A 15,785-nucleotide genomic window follows, 5' to 3' on the forward strand; every position below is an offset into this window, starting at 1 on the left:
GGAAAACGTGATGCAGAAACTACGCGCTGCGGACCAGCGCCGGCTCGATGCGCAGACTTGGGAACGCGAGTGCCGTTGCCGATTCCGTGCACGGCAGTGGCCCGCCAAATTCAGGCAAGCCGTCCTCGCGCCAGTGAAATGGTTGCGCCCGCACTTCGCGATCGGCCCAGCCCGGCCGGACCGATGTCTTTGCATGGTAAAGCAGCCAGTCGCGTCCGTCGGCCGTGGTCGTGAAACCGCAATGGCCGACGCCCCATGCGTGGCGGTTGCGACGGAAAACGCAGCCGTGCTTGCGCCAGTTGCCCGGCTCGAGCGGATCGCCTCCGAGGTGCTCCATCAACCCAAGGCAATAATCGGCGGTCCACGAACCGCTCGCGGAATAGATCAGGAACGTCCGTCCGGCGCGTTGCAGAATCTGCGGACCCTCGCACAGCGGCAGGCCGCGACGCTCCCAGGATTCCGTGGGCGTCGCGAGCAGCGCCCGCGGCCCGTCGAGCGTCACGGGATTCTTCATCCGCGCGATATACAAGTTCTGCTGCCCATCCTGCGCGCCGGGCCAGCCGGACCAGACAAAATAGCGCGCTCCCGCGGCATCGCAAAACGGCGTGCCGTCGATGGCCCAGCCCTCCGTTTCGAGTCCGCCGAGAAATTCGTAGTCGCCCGCGAGATCCGAGGTGCGGGCGCCCAACACCCACATGCGATGGTGTTCGTTTTGGCCGTCATCCGCCGCGAAATAAATGTAGCCGCGGCCGTCGATCCAGTGCAGTTCCGGCGCCCAGAGGTTGGCGGAAACCGGTCCGCGCGCCGGCGGCCGCCACACCCTGCGGCGCTCGCTTGCGCCGAAGCCGGCGAGGTTTTGCGCCGTGCGAATGTGCACGCCCGACGCAGTCGATTCACAGTAATAGTAAGCCCCGTCGTGCCGCAGCACCTGCGGATCCTGGGCCGGCGCGGGGAGGAGCCGATGGGCTCCCGTGAGCGGCGGGGTGCGCGTGGAAACGCGAAACGATGGGGCCATGCCCCGGCGCTGCGGATGGGAAAATCCCCGATGTGGCACGTGCGAGAGTTGGGCGGAGCACGGCTCGAAAGACTAGCTCGCGGTGGCAAAAAACCGGTGAAAACGGCCGCCGTCGAACGGGGTTGCGTCGCTGGGGGAACTCGGACGTCGGTTCGCCGAACGCATAACTTCCCGCCACGGAAAAGGCTCGGAAAAAATGCGGCGTGGTTGTGGAGTTCGCCCCTTCCTCGCCTGATCCGCCATCCATGCTTTGGCTCTACCGATTTCTGTTTCTGCCCGCGCTCCTGGTCCTGGCGCCCCGCTACCTGTGGCGAATGCGGCGGCGCGGCGGCTACAAGGAAAAGTTTACCCATCGGTTCGGATCGCATGAGGGACTTCCGCCCAAGCGACGCGGCGCAAAGCGGGTGTGGCTGCAGGCGGTGAGTGTCGGCGAGATGCTCGCGATTGCGCCGCTGCTCGAGGGGCTCCTGAAACGCGAGGGCGTGGAAATTTATCTCACGACCACCACGAGCACCGGGCACCGGCTTGCGCTCGATCGCTATGGCCAGACGATTCTTGGGCTCGGTTATTTCCCCATCGACTGGTGGCCGTTTGCGGTCCGCGCCTGGCGGAGGATCCGACCGGATCTCGTGATCCTCACCGAAGGCGAACGCTGGCCGGAACATTTGCACCAGGCCGAGCGCCGCGGCGTCCCGGTGGTGTGTATCAACGCCCGCATGTCGGATCGCAGTTACCGTCGGCTGGCGCGCTGGCCGGCGGTGAACCGGGCGCTGTTTCACGGGATCACCCGACTGCTCGCGAGCTCCGAGCACGATGCGGAGCGTTTTCGCGCGTTGGGCGTATCGCCGGAACGGATATCGACGACCGGCAATCTGAAACTCGATGTCGCCCTCGCGCCGCTCGCGCCGGAGGAACGACAGCAGTTGCTACGTGAACTGGGGCTGGGCGAGGGACTTGTGCTGCTCGGCTCTTCGACCTGGCCGGGCGAGGAGCAGGCGTTGCTGCAGGCGTTGCGCGCGGCGCGCGCTCGCGGGCTGCGGTGTTCGCTTCTGATCGTGCCGCGACATGCCGAGCGGCGACCGGAACTGGAACGGCTGATCCGCGGCAGCGGAGTGAGCTTTCATTTCCGCTCCCACGGAGCCGCGCCGGGCGAGGTGGACGTCGCCGTCGGGGATACCACGGGCGAATTGCGGAAGTTCACGCAGCTCGCGGATCTCGTTTTCATCGGCAAGAGCCTGCCGCCGAACGAAGGCGGGCAAACCCCCGTCGAGGCCGCGGCGCTGCGGAAACCGATTTTGCTCGGTCCCCGGATGAGCAACTTCCGTCCCATTGCGCGAGAACTGCTGGCGTGCGGCGCGGCGGCGGAAGTGGCGGATGAGTTTGCCCTCGCGTCCGAGGCGCCGGCGCTGCTCGCCGATGCGCCGCGGCGGGCGGCGATGGCGGAAGCCGCGGGCGGCTGGCACCGGGCGAATGCCGGCGCGGTGGAGCGCACGCTCGCGGTACTGCACGACGAACTCGCGAAGCTCGATGCGGCGCGGATTCGCTCGTAGCGGCCGATTTTCGACGAAATTTCCCTCGAAACGATTGCGACTTTTGCCCCATAACCCGGTCGTGCCCAACAAAGCCGGCCACAAACCAGCGGTGACGATTTACGAGATCGCGGAGCATGTCGGGGTGTCGCCCGGCGCCGTTTCCTCCGCGCTCTCGAATCGCGGGACCGAGCGGCGGCTTTCGCAGGACACCATCAGTCGGATACGCGAGGCGGCGCTCGCGCTGGGCTATGTTCCGAACATGGCGGGCCGTCGGTTGCGCACGCACAAGGCCGCCACCCGCCAGTTCGATCTCGCGATTTTCACCTCGTTCGAAGCGCCGCTCCCGCTGGTGGGCCAGGCGCTGCAGGCGCTCCAGCGCGCGGTCGACGAACAGACCAGCGAGCACACGCGCTACGCAGTTGCGATCGAGATGTTTCACGCCGGCAAACTCCGCGAAAAATCGGGCCTGCTCGACGCGGACCGGTATCACGGTGTCATCATTACGAATACGCTGCCGGAGGACGACCAGTTCCTCGCGAAGGCCCGGCTGCCGTATCCGGTCGTGATCCTCGGCCGGCGGATTCAAAACTATACCTGCGTGCTCGAGGCCCCGGACTGCGTCGGCCGTCGCGCCGCGGAGGTCCTGCTCGATGCGGGCTGCATGAGGCCCGCGATCTTGCATGGCCGCCTGCTAACGCACACGACGGCGAACCGCATGGATGCCTTCTCCCGCACGGTCCGGGAGCGCACCGGGCAGGATCCGGCGGTGCTGGTCAGCCCGGGATTGCTGCCGGCCGAAGGCGCGGCGACGTTGCAGGCGTTTCTCGCGGAGGGACGGCAGCTCGATGGCCTGTTCACCGTGACGGACAGCCTCGCGGTCGGGGCGTATCAGGCGCTGAAGAGAGCCGAGATCCGCATCCCCGACGATGTGGCGATTGTGGGAGTCGGCGACTATGAGCTGGCCGGCTATTTCGATCCGCCGCTCTCAACCGTGGCCGGCGCCAACGAGGCGATGGTGCGCGAGGCGGTGCCGCTGCTCTTTCGGATGTTGCAGGCGGGGATCGATGCGCCGCGCGAGGTGCTCGTCGTGCCGCCGGTTTTCTTCCGCGAATCGACGCAGCGCCTGCGGCGTTGAGCGACCGCGCGTCGGCGTTCAGGATTCCGCGCAGAGGCGAAACGCGTCTGCGAGCTCCGCGGCCACGTCGCGCTGCGGCGTGAACTCGTGCGAGATGAAGCCGCGGTAGCCGGTGCGCTCGATCGCGCGGAAGATCGGCGGATAGTTCAACTCCTGGTCGTCGTTCAGCGGCCCGCGGCCGGGGTTGCCCGCGGTGTGATAGTAGCCGATCCACGGATACGTTTCCCGGATCGTCCGCAGGATGTCGCCCTCCATAATCTGCATGTGATAAATGTCATATAGCAGTCGCACCGCAGGGGAATCGACCTGCTGCACGACGCGCAGTCCCCAGGCGGTGCGGTCGCACTGGTAGTCGGGATGATCGACGCGGCTGTTGAGCAGTTCGAGATTCAGGGTGACACCGGCGGCTTCGGCGGCCGGCGCGACCTTGCGCAACAATTCGGCGCAGGCGGCGATCGCCGGTTCGTCGGCGAGCTCGCCGCGGCTGCCGCTGAAACAGATCAAACTGTGCACGCCCGCGGCGCTCGCGGCCGCGATGTTGTCGCGGAGTTCGCGTTCGATCCGCGCATGATGCTCGCGGCGGTTCAGGCCCTCGACGATCGAGCGGTGTCCGTCGACCGCGGAAATCGCGAGCCCGTGCTGGCGGGCGAGCGGCCAGAGTTCGCGCGGAATGAGGTCGACGGCTTCGTAGCCGATGCGTCGCGCCGTGGACAGCAGCGTATCGGCGTCGAGACCGCGGTTGACGAAACACCACCAGCTGAAGGCTTGTCGGAGCGAGGCCATGGGAAAAAGGCGAGGGACGGTCGCTTAACCCGCCGCGTTGGCGCGCGTGGATTCGCGGATCACGATCGAAGCCGACATGTTGCTCGTTTCGGTGCGGACCACGCCGTCCGGATGCGTGGCCGCCTCGACGATCAAGCTCACCGCGCGTTCCGACATGTCGGCGAGCGGCTGGCGGATCGTGGTCAACGCCGGCGAACATGCATTTGCCCACGGACCGTCGTCGAACCCGACGACTGACAAATCCGCCGGGCAGCGCAGGCCGCTCGCGCGCGCGGCGTCGATCGCGCCGAACGCAATCTCGTCGCTCGCGCAACACACCGCGGTCGGCCGCTCGCGGGAGCGCATCACGGCCGCGAGGCCGGCCCGGCCGGTATCCGCGCTGAATGCGCCCTCGAAGATCCATTCCGGGCGGGGACGCGCGCCGGCGCTTTCCAGCACTTCGAGATAGCCGCGCTTTCGTTCGTGGGCGTCGCGCGACGTCGGCGGGCCGAGCAGCAGGCCCACGCGGCGATGACCCAGTTGCAGCAGCAAACGTGCGGCGGAGCGGGCGCCCTCGAGATTGTCGACGCCGACGACCGGCACGTCGAGGTCCGCATCGTTCGTGCCGAGCGGCAGCGCCGATTTGGTCAACACCAGCGGACGCCGGAAACCGCGGATTTTCTGCACGTCTTCCTGGCTCAGCGGCTCGGCGAGATAGATCAGACCGGACGTTTCGAAGCTGAGCGTCTGCAGCGTTTCGCGAAAATCCGCGCCGCGCACGCGCCGCAGCGTCGAGATGTGCACGTCCCAGCGTCGCGCCGCCGCGGCGTGGATCGTGCCGGACAGAAAACGCCCGTAGAATTCGGAGAAGAAAATGTTCTCGTCGAAGGGCACCACGACCGTGAGCGAGGCGTTCACACCCTTGCGCAGCATGCGCGCGCCGGGGTTCGGGGAGAAGTGAAGTTTCTCCGCCAGGTCCCGGATTGCGCGCCGCAAATCCTCCCGCACGAGGTGCGCCGTTTCGGGACGAAGCGCGCGCGAGACGGTCGAGGGCGAAATGTTCAGGCGGGTGGCGATCTGCACCAGACCGGCGCGGTTGGTCTGCGGATGGCGGGGGGCTTGGAAGGCCATTGGGCGCGACCTTACGGCTTTTGCCCCTCGGCACAAGGCGCAGTTCCGGGCGCGATCCGGCCGCCAGTCACCTCTGAAAAGCTCCCTTGCCAGCCGCCGGCACGACCGCAAACCTCGACGATTCCATGAGCAACGCCGTGAAGATCTACGACACCACCTTGCGCGATGGCACGCAGGGCGAGGGCATCAGTTTCTCTGTCACCGACAAGCTGCTGATTGCGCAGAAACTGGACGATTTCGGCGTCGACTACATCGAAGGCGGCTTCCCGGGATCGAATCCGCGGGACATCTCGTTTTTCGCCGAGGCGAAGAAACTGAAGCTCAAACATGCGCGGCTCGCGGCGTTTGGCGCGACGCGCCGGGCCGGCGCCAAGGCGTCCGAGGATCCGCAACTCCGCACGCTGCTTGAGAGCGAGATGCCGGTGCTCACCATCGTCGGGAAAACCTGGCTGATGCACGTACACGAGATCCTGCGCACCACGCCGGAGGAGAATCTGGCGATGATCGAGGACAGCGTGCGCTACCTCGTGTCGCAAGGCCGCGAGGTGATCTACGACGCGGAGCACTTCTTCGACGGTTATCTCGATAATCCGGACTACGCGCTCCGCACGCTCGAAGCCGCGGCTCGTGGCGGCGCGAGCAACCTGACGCTTTGCGAAACCAATGGCGGCAAGCTCGTGCCGGAGGTGACACGCATCGTCGGCGCCGCGGTCGAGCGCTTCGGCGGCGACAAGGTCGGCGTGCATTGCCACAACGACAGCGGTCTCGGCGTCGCCGTTTCGCTGGCCGGCATCGATGCCGGCGCGACGCTGGTGCAGGGCACGATCAACGGCTACGGCGAGCGCGTCGGTAATGCCAATCTGGTTACAATCCTGCCGAATCTGCTGTTGAAGATGGGCCGCACCGCGCATTGCGCGCCGCACCTCGCGGAGATCCGCGACCTGTCGCTCTTTTTCGACGAACTCGCCAATCTGCGCCCCGATCCGAAGGCGCCGTTCGTGGGCCAGTCGGCGTTTGCCCACAAGGGCGGCCTGCACGCCAACGCCGCGCAGAAAGTCGCGCGCAGTTACGAGCACATCGACCCGGCGCTGGTCGGCAACCGCACGCGCGTGCTCGTCTCCGACATGGCCGGCCGCAGCAGCCTCGCGCTCAAGGCCCGCGAAATGGGCCTGGAACTCGACGAGAAACGGCCCGAAATGAAAGGCCTCGTCGAGGAACTGAAGGATCGCGAGTTCCGCGGCTACGAATACGAGGCGGCGGACGCGTCCTTCAAGCTGCTCGTGGCAAAGTGCCTCGGCCGGCAGAAAACGTTTTTCGAGGTCGAAAACTATCGCGTGATCATCGAGCGCCACAACGACCAGTTGTGGGCCGAAGCGACCGTGAAGCTGCGCGTGAACGGCGAGTCGGTGCACACCGTCGCGGAGGAGTCGGGCCCGATCGGTGCGCTCGACAAGGCGCTGCGGCTCGCGCTCGCGAAGGCGTTTCCGCAACTCGGCGAGATGACCCTGCGCGACTACAAGGTCCGCATCCTTGAGAGCAATCGGGGCGCCGGTTCCCGCACGCGGGTGTTGATCGAGAGCGGCGACGGCGTTCGCATCTGGGGCACCGTCGGCGTGAGCGACAACATCATCGACGCGAGCTGGGAAGCGCTACGCGAGTCGGTCGAGTTCAAACTCATGCAGGGCTGACTTCGGGGGCGCGCGCCTGGCTTGCGAACGTGTTCGCGCGCGTCTCACAGCAGCGGCGCGAGCAGCCGGCTGACGTCCTCGAGCACGCTGCCGACGAAACGCGTCCGGCGCCGGTCTTCGTCTTTCGTCACGCGACACGACTTGAGGAGCCCCTCGGCCCACGCCTTGATCGCGAGCACGTCGGGCCGCGAGTAGACGAGCACGCCGACCTCGAAGTTCACGAACAAGCTGCGCGGATCGAAGTTCGCGGAGCCGAACAGCGCCACGCGGTCGTCGATGATCATCGCCTTGCTGTGCATCATGCCGGGCTGGAACAGCCACACCGTGGCGCCGGCACGGCGCAGCTCGCGGACGTAGTGCTTGCGCGCGAGATCGGTGATCGGGTGATTCGAGCGGGCCGGCAGGATGATCGTCACCGCGCAGCCCGCGTGAATCTTCACCTTTAGCGAACGCAGCAGCACTTCGTCGGGCAGGAAGTAGGGCGTCACGATCCAAAGGCTGCGCTCCGCCTCGTGAATCATCGCGAGAATTCCCTCATAGAGCGGATCGCCCGGGACATCGGGTCCGCTGGCGATCACCTGCACGTCGCTGCGGCCGCGCGGTTCGGCGACGACGTTGACCGGGATCTCGTTGTGCAGCGCGTCGGCCGACTGGCGGCTCGCGAAACACCAGTCGGCGATGAACACCTCGTTCAGCAGCGCCGCCGCGGGGCCTTCAACCACCGCGCCGAAATCGGCGAAACGTTTCCGATAAGGCACGGGGCCCATGTAGTCGCGGGCCAGATTGTGGCCGCCGACCATCGCGGTGCGGTGATCGAAGACGGCGATCTTGCGATGATTGCGGAGATTCGCGGTGCCGCGCGTGACGAACGGCAGCACCGGCATGAACCACACGATCTCGCCGCCGGCTTTTTTGATCGAAAGCACGAACTGCCGGTTGAGGAACATGCAGCCGACGGAGTCGAGCAGCAGGCGAACCTTCACGCCGGCGCGCGCGCGCTCGGTGAGCAGCCGCACGATTCGGCGGCCCGTATCGTCAAAACCAAGAATGAACGTCGTGATGTGGATGCACGTTTTCGCGGCGCGGATCTGCTGTTCGAGCGCGGCAAACGCCTGTTCGCCCGTGGTGAGAAGCTCGAGGCGGTTGCACGCCACGGGTGCGGCCGCACCGCTCGCCATGACCGTGTGGGCGACCGGGGTGGTGGCGAACTCCGAAGGACAGCGCGCCTCGGGGGGCAGGGCGGGCAACAAACGCGATTTGCGCTCGGCGAGACGTCGAAGTTTGCGGCCTCCGAGGAGGAGATAGAGCGGCACGCCGACATACGGCACGAGCACGATGATGAGCAACCAGGCGAAGGTGTTCGCCGGCGCGCGTTTTTCGCTCATCAGCCGGGCGACCAGGAAAAACGCCAGCAGAAAACCGGCGATGCTGAAAAGCACGGGGAGCAGTCCACGGTCGAGAAACTGCTCGAGGAGATCACGCGGCGCGTCGAGCATTCGAGGTCGAGAGAAGCCAGCTGCGACAGAGTGGCAAGGTTGGTGTAAAAAAACCTTGCCGTCGGCGAAATCAGTCCTGAATTTCCGCGTTCCTTTCGTGGTAGGATACTCAAGTGGCCAACGAGGGCAGACTGTAAATCTGCTGGCTTACGCCTTCCCTGGTTCGAATCCAGGTCCTACCACCACTTTCCCCGCGGAGAATTGGACGCTCACGTGAGGTGATCGCAGCGTCAAAGACGTCCGCGGACCTGGATGAGAACCATGGTTCGACGGAGCCCGCACCGCGGGCGGAGAAGGGGCGTGCGCAGCGCGAGTGCGCAGCACCTGAGCGAAGCTCAGCCAATCCAGGTCCTACCACCACTTTCCCCGCGGAAAATTGGACGCTCACGTGAGGTGATCGCAGCGTCAAAGACGTCCGCAGACCTGGATGAGAACCTTGGTTCGACGGAGCCCGCACCGCGGGCGGAGAAGGGGCGCGCGCAGCGCGAGTGCGCAGCACCTGAGCGAAGCTCAGCCAATCCAGGTCCTACCACCACTTTCCCCACGGAGAATTGGACGCTCACGTGAGGTGATCGCAGCGTCAAAGACGTCCGCGGACCTGGATGAGAACCATGGTTCGACGGAGCCCGCACCGCGGGCGGAGAAGGGGTGCGCGCAGCGCGAGTGCGCGGCACCTGAGCGAAGCCCAGCCAATCCAGGTCCTACCACCACTTTCCCCGCAAAATCCAAACGAAAGCCGACGTGATCGGTTTGCGGATACGACGAAGCTCCGATCAACGGAGATCGGATTTATGTCTCCTCACGCTTTGGCGGACACGTCTGTCGCGGAAGTGCATCCACAGAATTTGTGGGCAGCCGTTGACTGAATTGCGCCGCGATCTCCGTCAAAAACGCCGCCGCACAACAATGTTGTTGAGCTGCATTACTGCGTATCTACAAGTTTTTTGCGTGCCCCGGTTTTTCGCTTCTGGAAGTGACGGGGCGAAGCTGTCGACGCGCGGTAGCGGGGGAGAGAGATCATGCGTCCGTTGTGACTCCGTTGCCTTCCCACCGCCTCGCGCATCAGCCGTCGAGCGGACTGCGAACGCCCAAGCCGGGCCGCTGCATCACGTGCGTGTAGATTTGCGTGGTCTCCACGCTCTCGTGTCCGAGCAGACTTTGCACGGTCCGGATATCGGTCCCATTCTCCAGCAAATGCGTCGCAAACGAGTGCCGCAGGACGTGAGGCGTCACCCGTTTGTTGATACGCGCACGCCCGGCGGCCTCGCGCACCATCCGCTGGAAGGCGCCATCGAGCACGTGATGCCGGCGACGCTCGCCACTTGCCGGATCGACGCTCGTCTCGCGCGACGGAAACAGCCACTGCCATCCCCAGGTTTTTCCCGCGTCGGCATATTTGCGCGCGAGGCCCTCGGGCACCCAGACGCCCGGCAGGCCGTTGGCGCGATCCTTCTCGTAAAGGGGACGCAGCCGCTCCAGATGACGTTTCAGCGCCTCGATCAGACGCTCCGGGATCACGGTGATCCGGTCTTTGTCACCCTTTCCCGAATACACCTTCAACTGACCGCGCTCCAAATCGAGATGGTGCACGCGCAATCGGAGCAACTCCATCAGGCGCAGGCCCGCGCCATACATCAGTTCGCCCATCAAACGCCCGGTGCCGTCGAGTTGCTCGAAAAGCCTGCGGCACTCGTCACGGCTCAACACGCTCGGCACGCGACGGCGCGACGCCGCCCGGCGAAAAGCGATCTCGCCCACCTGACGTTTCAGCCCTTCCTGCAGGAAAAACACGATCGCGTTGAGCGCCTGCTTTTGCGTCGAGCGGCTCGCCCGCTGCTGAACTGCCAGCATCGAGAGGAACTCTGCCACGTTCTCGTCTGTCGCCGCATAAGGCGAACGGCCCCGCGGCAACGCCGCCGCGAAACGAGCCGCCCATTCGCGATACGTTTTCTCGGTTCGCCACAAAAGCCCCTTCTGCCGCAATGCGGCGATCAAGTCGCGCTCCCAATCGGCGCCACCAAGATCGGACTGGGCGAGCGGCGGCGGCTGCAGCCGGGAGATTGTCGGGGTGGGCCCGCTCCGGCTGCGGGTGGCGCTCGGCGGCGGGCCGGATGCACGCAGGCGCTTCCCTTCCTTGAAGAACCAACGCAGCGCCTCGCGCGAGTAAGTGCGCGCGGAGGGCATCAAAAGAAACAGCCGCGCGAGCACCACCGTCGCCGGCGAATGTTTGTCCCGGCAAAAACGCAGAAACCGAACGATCTCCTCGTGATACTTGATTCGCAGCTCCTGGGGCATCGGACGACGGTCGAGCAACTCGGCCCATTCAGGAAACAGCAGCGGCGTCCGATCAGCCGCCTCAGGGGTGGATGGGGTGATCATGGGTTAAGCTTTTGCCGGCCCCCGACCGGCCTTGTCGATAATAAAGCAAGATTTATGCGAAAATATAATAATTTGTGAGGCAATGGGTTTCCTACATCTTCAAAAAGAATAGAGAAGATTCACGTCGGCGGTGCTTCCTCTTAGAAGCATAACTCACATATGACACGCATTGCCGGCAGGAAAACACGTCTCCCCGAGTGGCGCTATAGACAGCCAATGAACGATCTGGGCTAGTGATAAATCCAGGATTGCAGCAATCCGAAAGAACGAACTAGCAATAGCTTGACCATCGATTCGCTGTAAAAACCTGCACCGCAGGGCTGCGTCACTCCCCGCAAATCATCAACTCAGTTAAGGCCAATAACACTGTTGGGCGGTCTCTCGGTGAATTCCTCATTCGCGAAGTCGAGCGGCACGAAGATGCGCATCAAAGTTACGCCACGCAGAAATCGGACATTGGCACTTCTATCGCGCGCGGATGAATCTCTACAGCCTGTTTTATCCAAGCTTTGCGCCAGCTTGTTTCGAAAGCGTTCGCCAGAAGCAAAGAGGCGAAGTTCGCGTTTATCGTTCTTCGCAGTAGTCGCACATTTTATACGCAAATCCGCCCTACTCTTTCCCAACGGTATGAACGGAGCCAATTACGCGATTGCGTCTTTCCAGATGTTCGAGCCCAACCAGTCGCTAGAGCCAACACGTATGCTTGTCACATTCCGTGCTTTCGCACGGCCTGCGCCAAGCACACGTGTGGCTCATCTTTAACGTTGGGCGGTCTCTCGGTTAAATCGGCAATGCGTGAATTCGAATCGCAGTGCGGCATCAAAAGAAAGATGCGCTATATGAAAGTCGGCCGGCCGCATCAAAGTCGCGTAGTAGCGAATTTCGGCTTTCAGTTCGAGGTGCTCGTGCCACAGCTTTTTCGGAAGCATTCGCGGGAACGGGAGACGGGCGAATCCCGCGTCTTCCGTTTTTCGCAGCAGTCGCACATTTCACACGCAAAGGTCGCATAACTCTTTTCGAACGGTATGAACGAAGCCACTCACGCGATTGAGATTCTCTCGATGTTCGAGCCCAACCAGGCGCTACAGCCAACGCATATGCTTGTCACGGATCGTGCTGACGCACGCTCCGCGCCAAGCATACGCGTGGCTGATCTTTGACGTTCGGCAATATGATCGACTACACTAGCACTGAACAAGTATCGGAACACCGCAGCATTGCTGTTGGTGCACTTACCGCAAATGTGGCGTCAATTGTTTCCCTTACACTCATTGGTGAGCGCCCATGGAAGCTAGAGTGGGCATTGGTTTTGTTTGCTGCATCCTTGCCCCTCTTGGCATTTGCAGCCAGTTGCTTGGGGCGCACCGCTGATGCAGCAGCTCGCAGTCAGTCGATTCCGAAGCGGGTCCAGTATTTGATATCGACCTGCCTCCTTGTTGGAAGCCTCGCCACCTCGCTCGGTTATACTTTGTTCATGTGGCATTTTTCCGCTAAAGCCGTGGTAGCTTTTGTTGCAGCCATGGTCATAGGCCTAGTAGCTAGTCGCGTGGTTCATGCGTCGTTGCCTAAATAAGCCGAACCAGGCGCTACAGCCAACACGTATGCTTGTCACGTTCCGTGCTTACGCACGGCCCGCGCCAAGCACACGTGTGGCTGATCTTTGACGTTAGCCAAAAAATGAAGCGATTGGGTGCGATGGATTTTTCGAATGCGTGAACTTGCTGCGATGCGTGGTGGATCGCCGATGACGCGCCGAGAAGAAGGCGACGGGGTTGGAACGTTGGAGTTGCGTGAAGAATCGCCGGCGTGGCGTTTGAAGCAGACGAGTGCCGAGCCACTCGCCTGCTCCGTCCGGCAGATCATGCGTGGCGCGCCGAAGAACGAGCACTTGGTTTTGCGCGATTCCGGTCGCGCACCAGCGCGGCGACTGGCGCTGCCGCACTGCTCCGCGACCTCGTCCGGCGGCTTTGCTCGAGCGGATCTGCCGTTGGCGGCTGGTCGAACCGTCCGCTGCACGCCCAGAGTCAAAACGGCTAACCAGGCGCTACAGCCAACACGTATGCTTGTCACGTTCTGTGCTTACGCACAGCCCGCGCCAAGCACACGTGTGGCTGATCTTTGACGTTAGGCGAAGATGAAGAAGCTTATCACATTCGCGGTGCCGGCGCTGACCTTCATTGTCGCTGCGCTTGTGGTCGCGGTCGGATTTCTCGCGAAGCAGAGTTGGTTTGGCGCTGGCGACTTGCGTGCGTTCGCATTCTGGAGCGCGTTACTTTCACTTGGCATTGCCACTGGCGCGCTCGGCTATGCGCGTATCGCTGCGCGCTGGAATCGTTATCTTGCGGCTGCAGTATCCGTTCTCGCCGGTGCATTGCTCGGCTATTTCAGCACGTTGCTCGTTTGGAAGGCGCTCGGCCCTTGGTTTGGTGCATTCAGCTTTCCGGTCTTCTATTGCTGGCTCGCTGGAGCCATCCTTGCATGCGTTGTCGCGACCACTCGCGAGAAATGGAATGGAAATGCCTAACCAGGCGCTACAGCCAACACGTATGCTTGTCACGTTCCGTGCTTACGCACGGCCCGCGCCAAGCACACGTGTGGCTGATCTTTGACGTTCGGCAAAATATGGACGACGCACTCTTCGCGCGATTTGAGGGATTCGAAGGCAACGCAGGCGCGACGCCAGAAGCCGTGGCGAAGCTCGAGGAGACTTTCGGTCGGAAGCTGCCTCACGAACTGCGCGAGATTTTGATCGAAGCTGACGGACTCGGCGGCGTCATTGGTGATCACGAGTTGCAGATTTGGAGCATCGACGAGATCGGTGCGTTCAATCGCGCGAATCAGGTGCAGAAGTATTTTCCCGCATTTCTGATGTTTGGTTCAGATGGCGGCGGCGAGACCTACACGCTTGATTACCGCACCGATCCGCCGTCCGTTGTTTTGGTCGCTGCGATTGGATTCGATTATGATTCCGCCATTCCGATCGGCCGAGATTTCATTTCGTTTCTAGATCGGATGAAAGATCCAAGGTCACTTTTCGAGAGATGAAGAAAGAGCCGAACCAGGCGCCAGAGCCAACGACCCTGCTTGTCATGCCTCGTGCTTTCGCACGAGTCACGCCAAGCAGAGTCGTGGCTCATCTTTAACGTTAGCTAAAGAAAGAGCATGCCCGCGCACGCAACGCGAATTTCCGAATCCCGTTCGTTGACGAAGCAAGAGCGCGACCTCGTCTGGTGGCTGATTGAGCATGGCACAGACGACGTCGCGGATCTAAGTTCGCAGCTCGAACGCGCGACTGTCGCCGCTCGCTGCAGCTGCGGGTGCGCCAGCATCGATATCGCGATTGATGGCGCTGAAGGAGACGCCGCTATGCCGATGGAGGTGATCGCTGATTTCGCGTGGAGGACGGAAGCTGATAATCTCTGCGGCGCCTATCTATTCACAAGACGTGGGCGATTGGCAGGCTTGGATCTCTGGAGCATCGATGGCACAGAGATTCCGACGCATTTGCCGAGTCCAGAATCACTGTTTCCGCTCTCGCTGCTCCAAAATGGCTAACAAGGCGCCAGCAACGGTGTTCAACCAGCAAGGATAAACTGGGGGTTTTTGAGTAGTCGGTTGAGGAGTATAATGAGTTTCCGCATGACGGCGGTAAGGGCGAGTTTGGCGGGTTTGCCGTGTTGGCGGAGACGTTGATAGAAGGCTTTTAGGATGGGATTGTGGACAGTGGCGGTGAGTGCAGCCATATAGAGGACGCGGCGAACGGAGGCGCGTCCGCCGTGGATATGGCGTTGGCCGCGGAACTGACCGCTGTCGCGGTTCATAGGAGCGACGCCGGCGATGGCGGCTGCTTCGGCATCGCGCAAGGAGCCGAGTTCGGGCAGGAGGGCCAGAAGGGTGAAGGCGCTGACGCGGCCCACGCCTTGGACCTGTTGGAGGCGCTGGGACTTGGTGGCCAGCGCGGCATCGGCCTGGATGTGGTCGGCAATGAGAGCGTCCAGGGTGGCGAGTTGCTTCTCGAGGAGCTTCTGACGAGCGAGGGAGAGCTTGAGCAAAGCGGGCAGGCGCACGTGTTCGCGACGGTTGATCTCATCGGTGATCAAGGCGACGAGGTCCTGACGCGCGCGAACCGACTCGGCGAACTCGGCGCTGCCGGTCGCAGGCACCGGGTCGGCGCCGGGCTGCAATCTGATCCCGTAGTCGCGCAGGAGCGCGGCATCGATCGAGTCGGTCTTGGCCAAGCGACCACACGCACGAGCGAAGTCCCGGATCTGTCTTGGGTTGATCACGCTGACCGCGACGCCGGCGTGATGCAGAGCGAAGACCAGCGGCTGCTCGTAGCCACCGGTGGCTTCACAGATGACGTGAGCACCTCTGAGGGCCTGCAGCTTGGTGAGAAACGCCACGTGACCAGCGGCGGTATTGGCAGTGGGCCAGAGGTGGTCGGGGAACTGGATTGCCAGGGAGAGTTTGGCGACATCCACTCCGATAAACACAGGGCAAGTTTGCACAGACATGGTTCACTCCTTCTTGGAGCGTGTCAGAAAGTTTGTGTGTGGATCACTGAAATGAAAGGACAAGACAGTGACCACGAAAGAGAAGCAGCTGCCGTATGGCGGCTTGGATGTGAAGTTATTGGATGAGCTGATC

Annotated in this window: 13 protein-coding genes and 1 tRNA gene; 8 read left to right on the forward strand and 6 right to left on the reverse strand. The window is 63.0% G+C overall.

Annotated features, from left to right (window positions below):
• Window positions 1-19: 19 nt before the first annotated feature.
• Window positions 20-1,015: a glycoside hydrolase family 43 protein gene (locus AC6RV7_RS11775; protein ID WP_500094174.1), complete on the reverse strand. Its 996-nt coding sequence runs from the start codon at window positions 1,013-1,015 to the stop codon at window positions 20-22.
• A gap of 245 nt (window positions 1,016-1,260) precedes the next feature.
• On the opposite strand from AC6RV7_RS11775, the gene AC6RV7_RS11780 reads away from it, so the two are divergent.
• A complete protein-coding gene (locus AC6RV7_RS11780; RefSeq protein WP_500094175.1) occupies window positions 1,261-2,565 on the forward strand; it encodes a 3-deoxy-D-manno-octulosonic acid transferase in 1,305 nt (434 codons plus the stop codon).
• Window positions 2,566-2,626: 61 nt separating this feature from the next.
• Complete coding sequence (locus tag AC6RV7_RS11785; RefSeq protein WP_500094176.1) at window positions 2,627-3,682, forward strand: LacI family DNA-binding transcriptional regulator; 1,056 nt, start codon at window positions 2,627-2,629, stop codon at window positions 3,680-3,682.
• A gap of 18 nt (window positions 3,683-3,700) precedes the next feature.
• On the opposite strand, the gene AC6RV7_RS11790 is transcribed toward AC6RV7_RS11785, so the two are convergent.
• Entirely contained in the window at window positions 3,701-4,465 is a 765-nt protein-coding gene (locus AC6RV7_RS11790; protein WP_500094177.1) for a hydroxypyruvate isomerase family protein, read from the reverse strand.
• Between the two features lie 24 nt (window positions 4,466-4,489).
• A complete protein-coding gene (locus AC6RV7_RS11795) occupies window positions 4,490-5,575 on the reverse strand; it encodes a LacI family DNA-binding transcriptional regulator (RefSeq protein ID WP_500094178.1) in 1,086 nt (361 codons plus the stop codon).
• 125 nt (window positions 5,576-5,700) lie between these two features.
• Between AC6RV7_RS11795 and cimA the strand changes: the two genes are divergently transcribed.
• A complete protein-coding gene (cimA, locus tag AC6RV7_RS11800; RefSeq protein WP_500094179.1) occupies window positions 5,701-7,263 on the forward strand; it encodes a citramalate synthase in 1,563 nt (520 codons plus the stop codon).
• 44 nt (window positions 7,264-7,307) lie between these two features.
• On the opposite strand, the gene cls is transcribed toward cimA, so the two are convergent.
• On the reverse strand, window positions 7,308-8,759 hold the full coding sequence (cls, locus tag AC6RV7_RS11805) for a cardiolipin synthase (protein ID WP_500094180.1): 1,452 nt from the start codon (window positions 8,757-8,759) through the stop codon (window positions 7,308-7,310).
• A gap of 99 nt (window positions 8,760-8,858) precedes the next feature.
• On the opposite strand from cls, the gene AC6RV7_RS11810 reads away from it, so the two are divergent.
• Window positions 8,859-8,944, forward strand: a tRNA-Tyr gene (locus AC6RV7_RS11810).
• Between the two features lie 877 nt (window positions 8,945-9,821).
• Here AC6RV7_RS11810 and AC6RV7_RS11815 read toward each other — a convergent pair.
• Window positions 9,822-11,138: an integron integrase gene (locus AC6RV7_RS11815; RefSeq protein WP_500094181.1), complete on the reverse strand. Its 1,317-nt coding sequence runs from the start codon at window positions 11,136-11,138 to the stop codon at window positions 9,822-9,824.
• Window positions 11,139-12,309: 1,171 nt separating this feature from the next.
• Between AC6RV7_RS11815 and AC6RV7_RS11820 the strand changes: the two genes are divergently transcribed.
• The 4 genes from AC6RV7_RS11820 (at window position 12,310) to AC6RV7_RS11835 (ending at window position 14,693) form a co-directional block, all read left to right on the forward strand.
• Window positions 12,310-12,711, forward strand: coding sequence for a hypothetical protein (locus AC6RV7_RS11820; RefSeq protein ID WP_500094182.1), 402 nt, complete (start codon window positions 12,310-12,312; stop codon window positions 12,709-12,711).
• A gap of 561 nt (window positions 12,712-13,272) precedes the next feature.
• Window positions 13,273-13,662: a hypothetical protein gene (locus tag AC6RV7_RS11825; RefSeq protein WP_500094183.1), complete on the forward strand. Its 390-nt coding sequence runs from the start codon at window positions 13,273-13,275 to the stop codon at window positions 13,660-13,662.
• A gap of 98 nt (window positions 13,663-13,760) precedes the next feature.
• Window positions 13,761-14,183, forward strand: a complete 423-nt coding sequence (locus AC6RV7_RS11830; RefSeq protein WP_500094184.1) for an SMI1/KNR4 family protein — start codon at window positions 13,761-13,763, stop codon at window positions 14,181-14,183.
• A 117-nt stretch (window positions 14,184-14,300) separates the two neighbouring features.
• Complete coding sequence (locus AC6RV7_RS11835) at window positions 14,301-14,693, forward strand: hypothetical protein (RefSeq protein ID WP_500094185.1); 393 nt, start codon at window positions 14,301-14,303, stop codon at window positions 14,691-14,693.
• 20 nt (window positions 14,694-14,713) lie between these two features.
• On the opposite strand, the gene AC6RV7_RS11840 is transcribed toward AC6RV7_RS11835, so the two are convergent.
• Complete coding sequence (locus AC6RV7_RS11840; RefSeq protein WP_500094186.1) at window positions 14,714-15,652, reverse strand: IS110 family transposase; 939 nt, start codon at window positions 15,650-15,652, stop codon at window positions 14,714-14,716.
• Window positions 15,653-15,785: the final 133 nt, after the last annotated feature.

It is taken from the genome of Opitutus sp. sgz309028 (assembly GCF_059821195.1).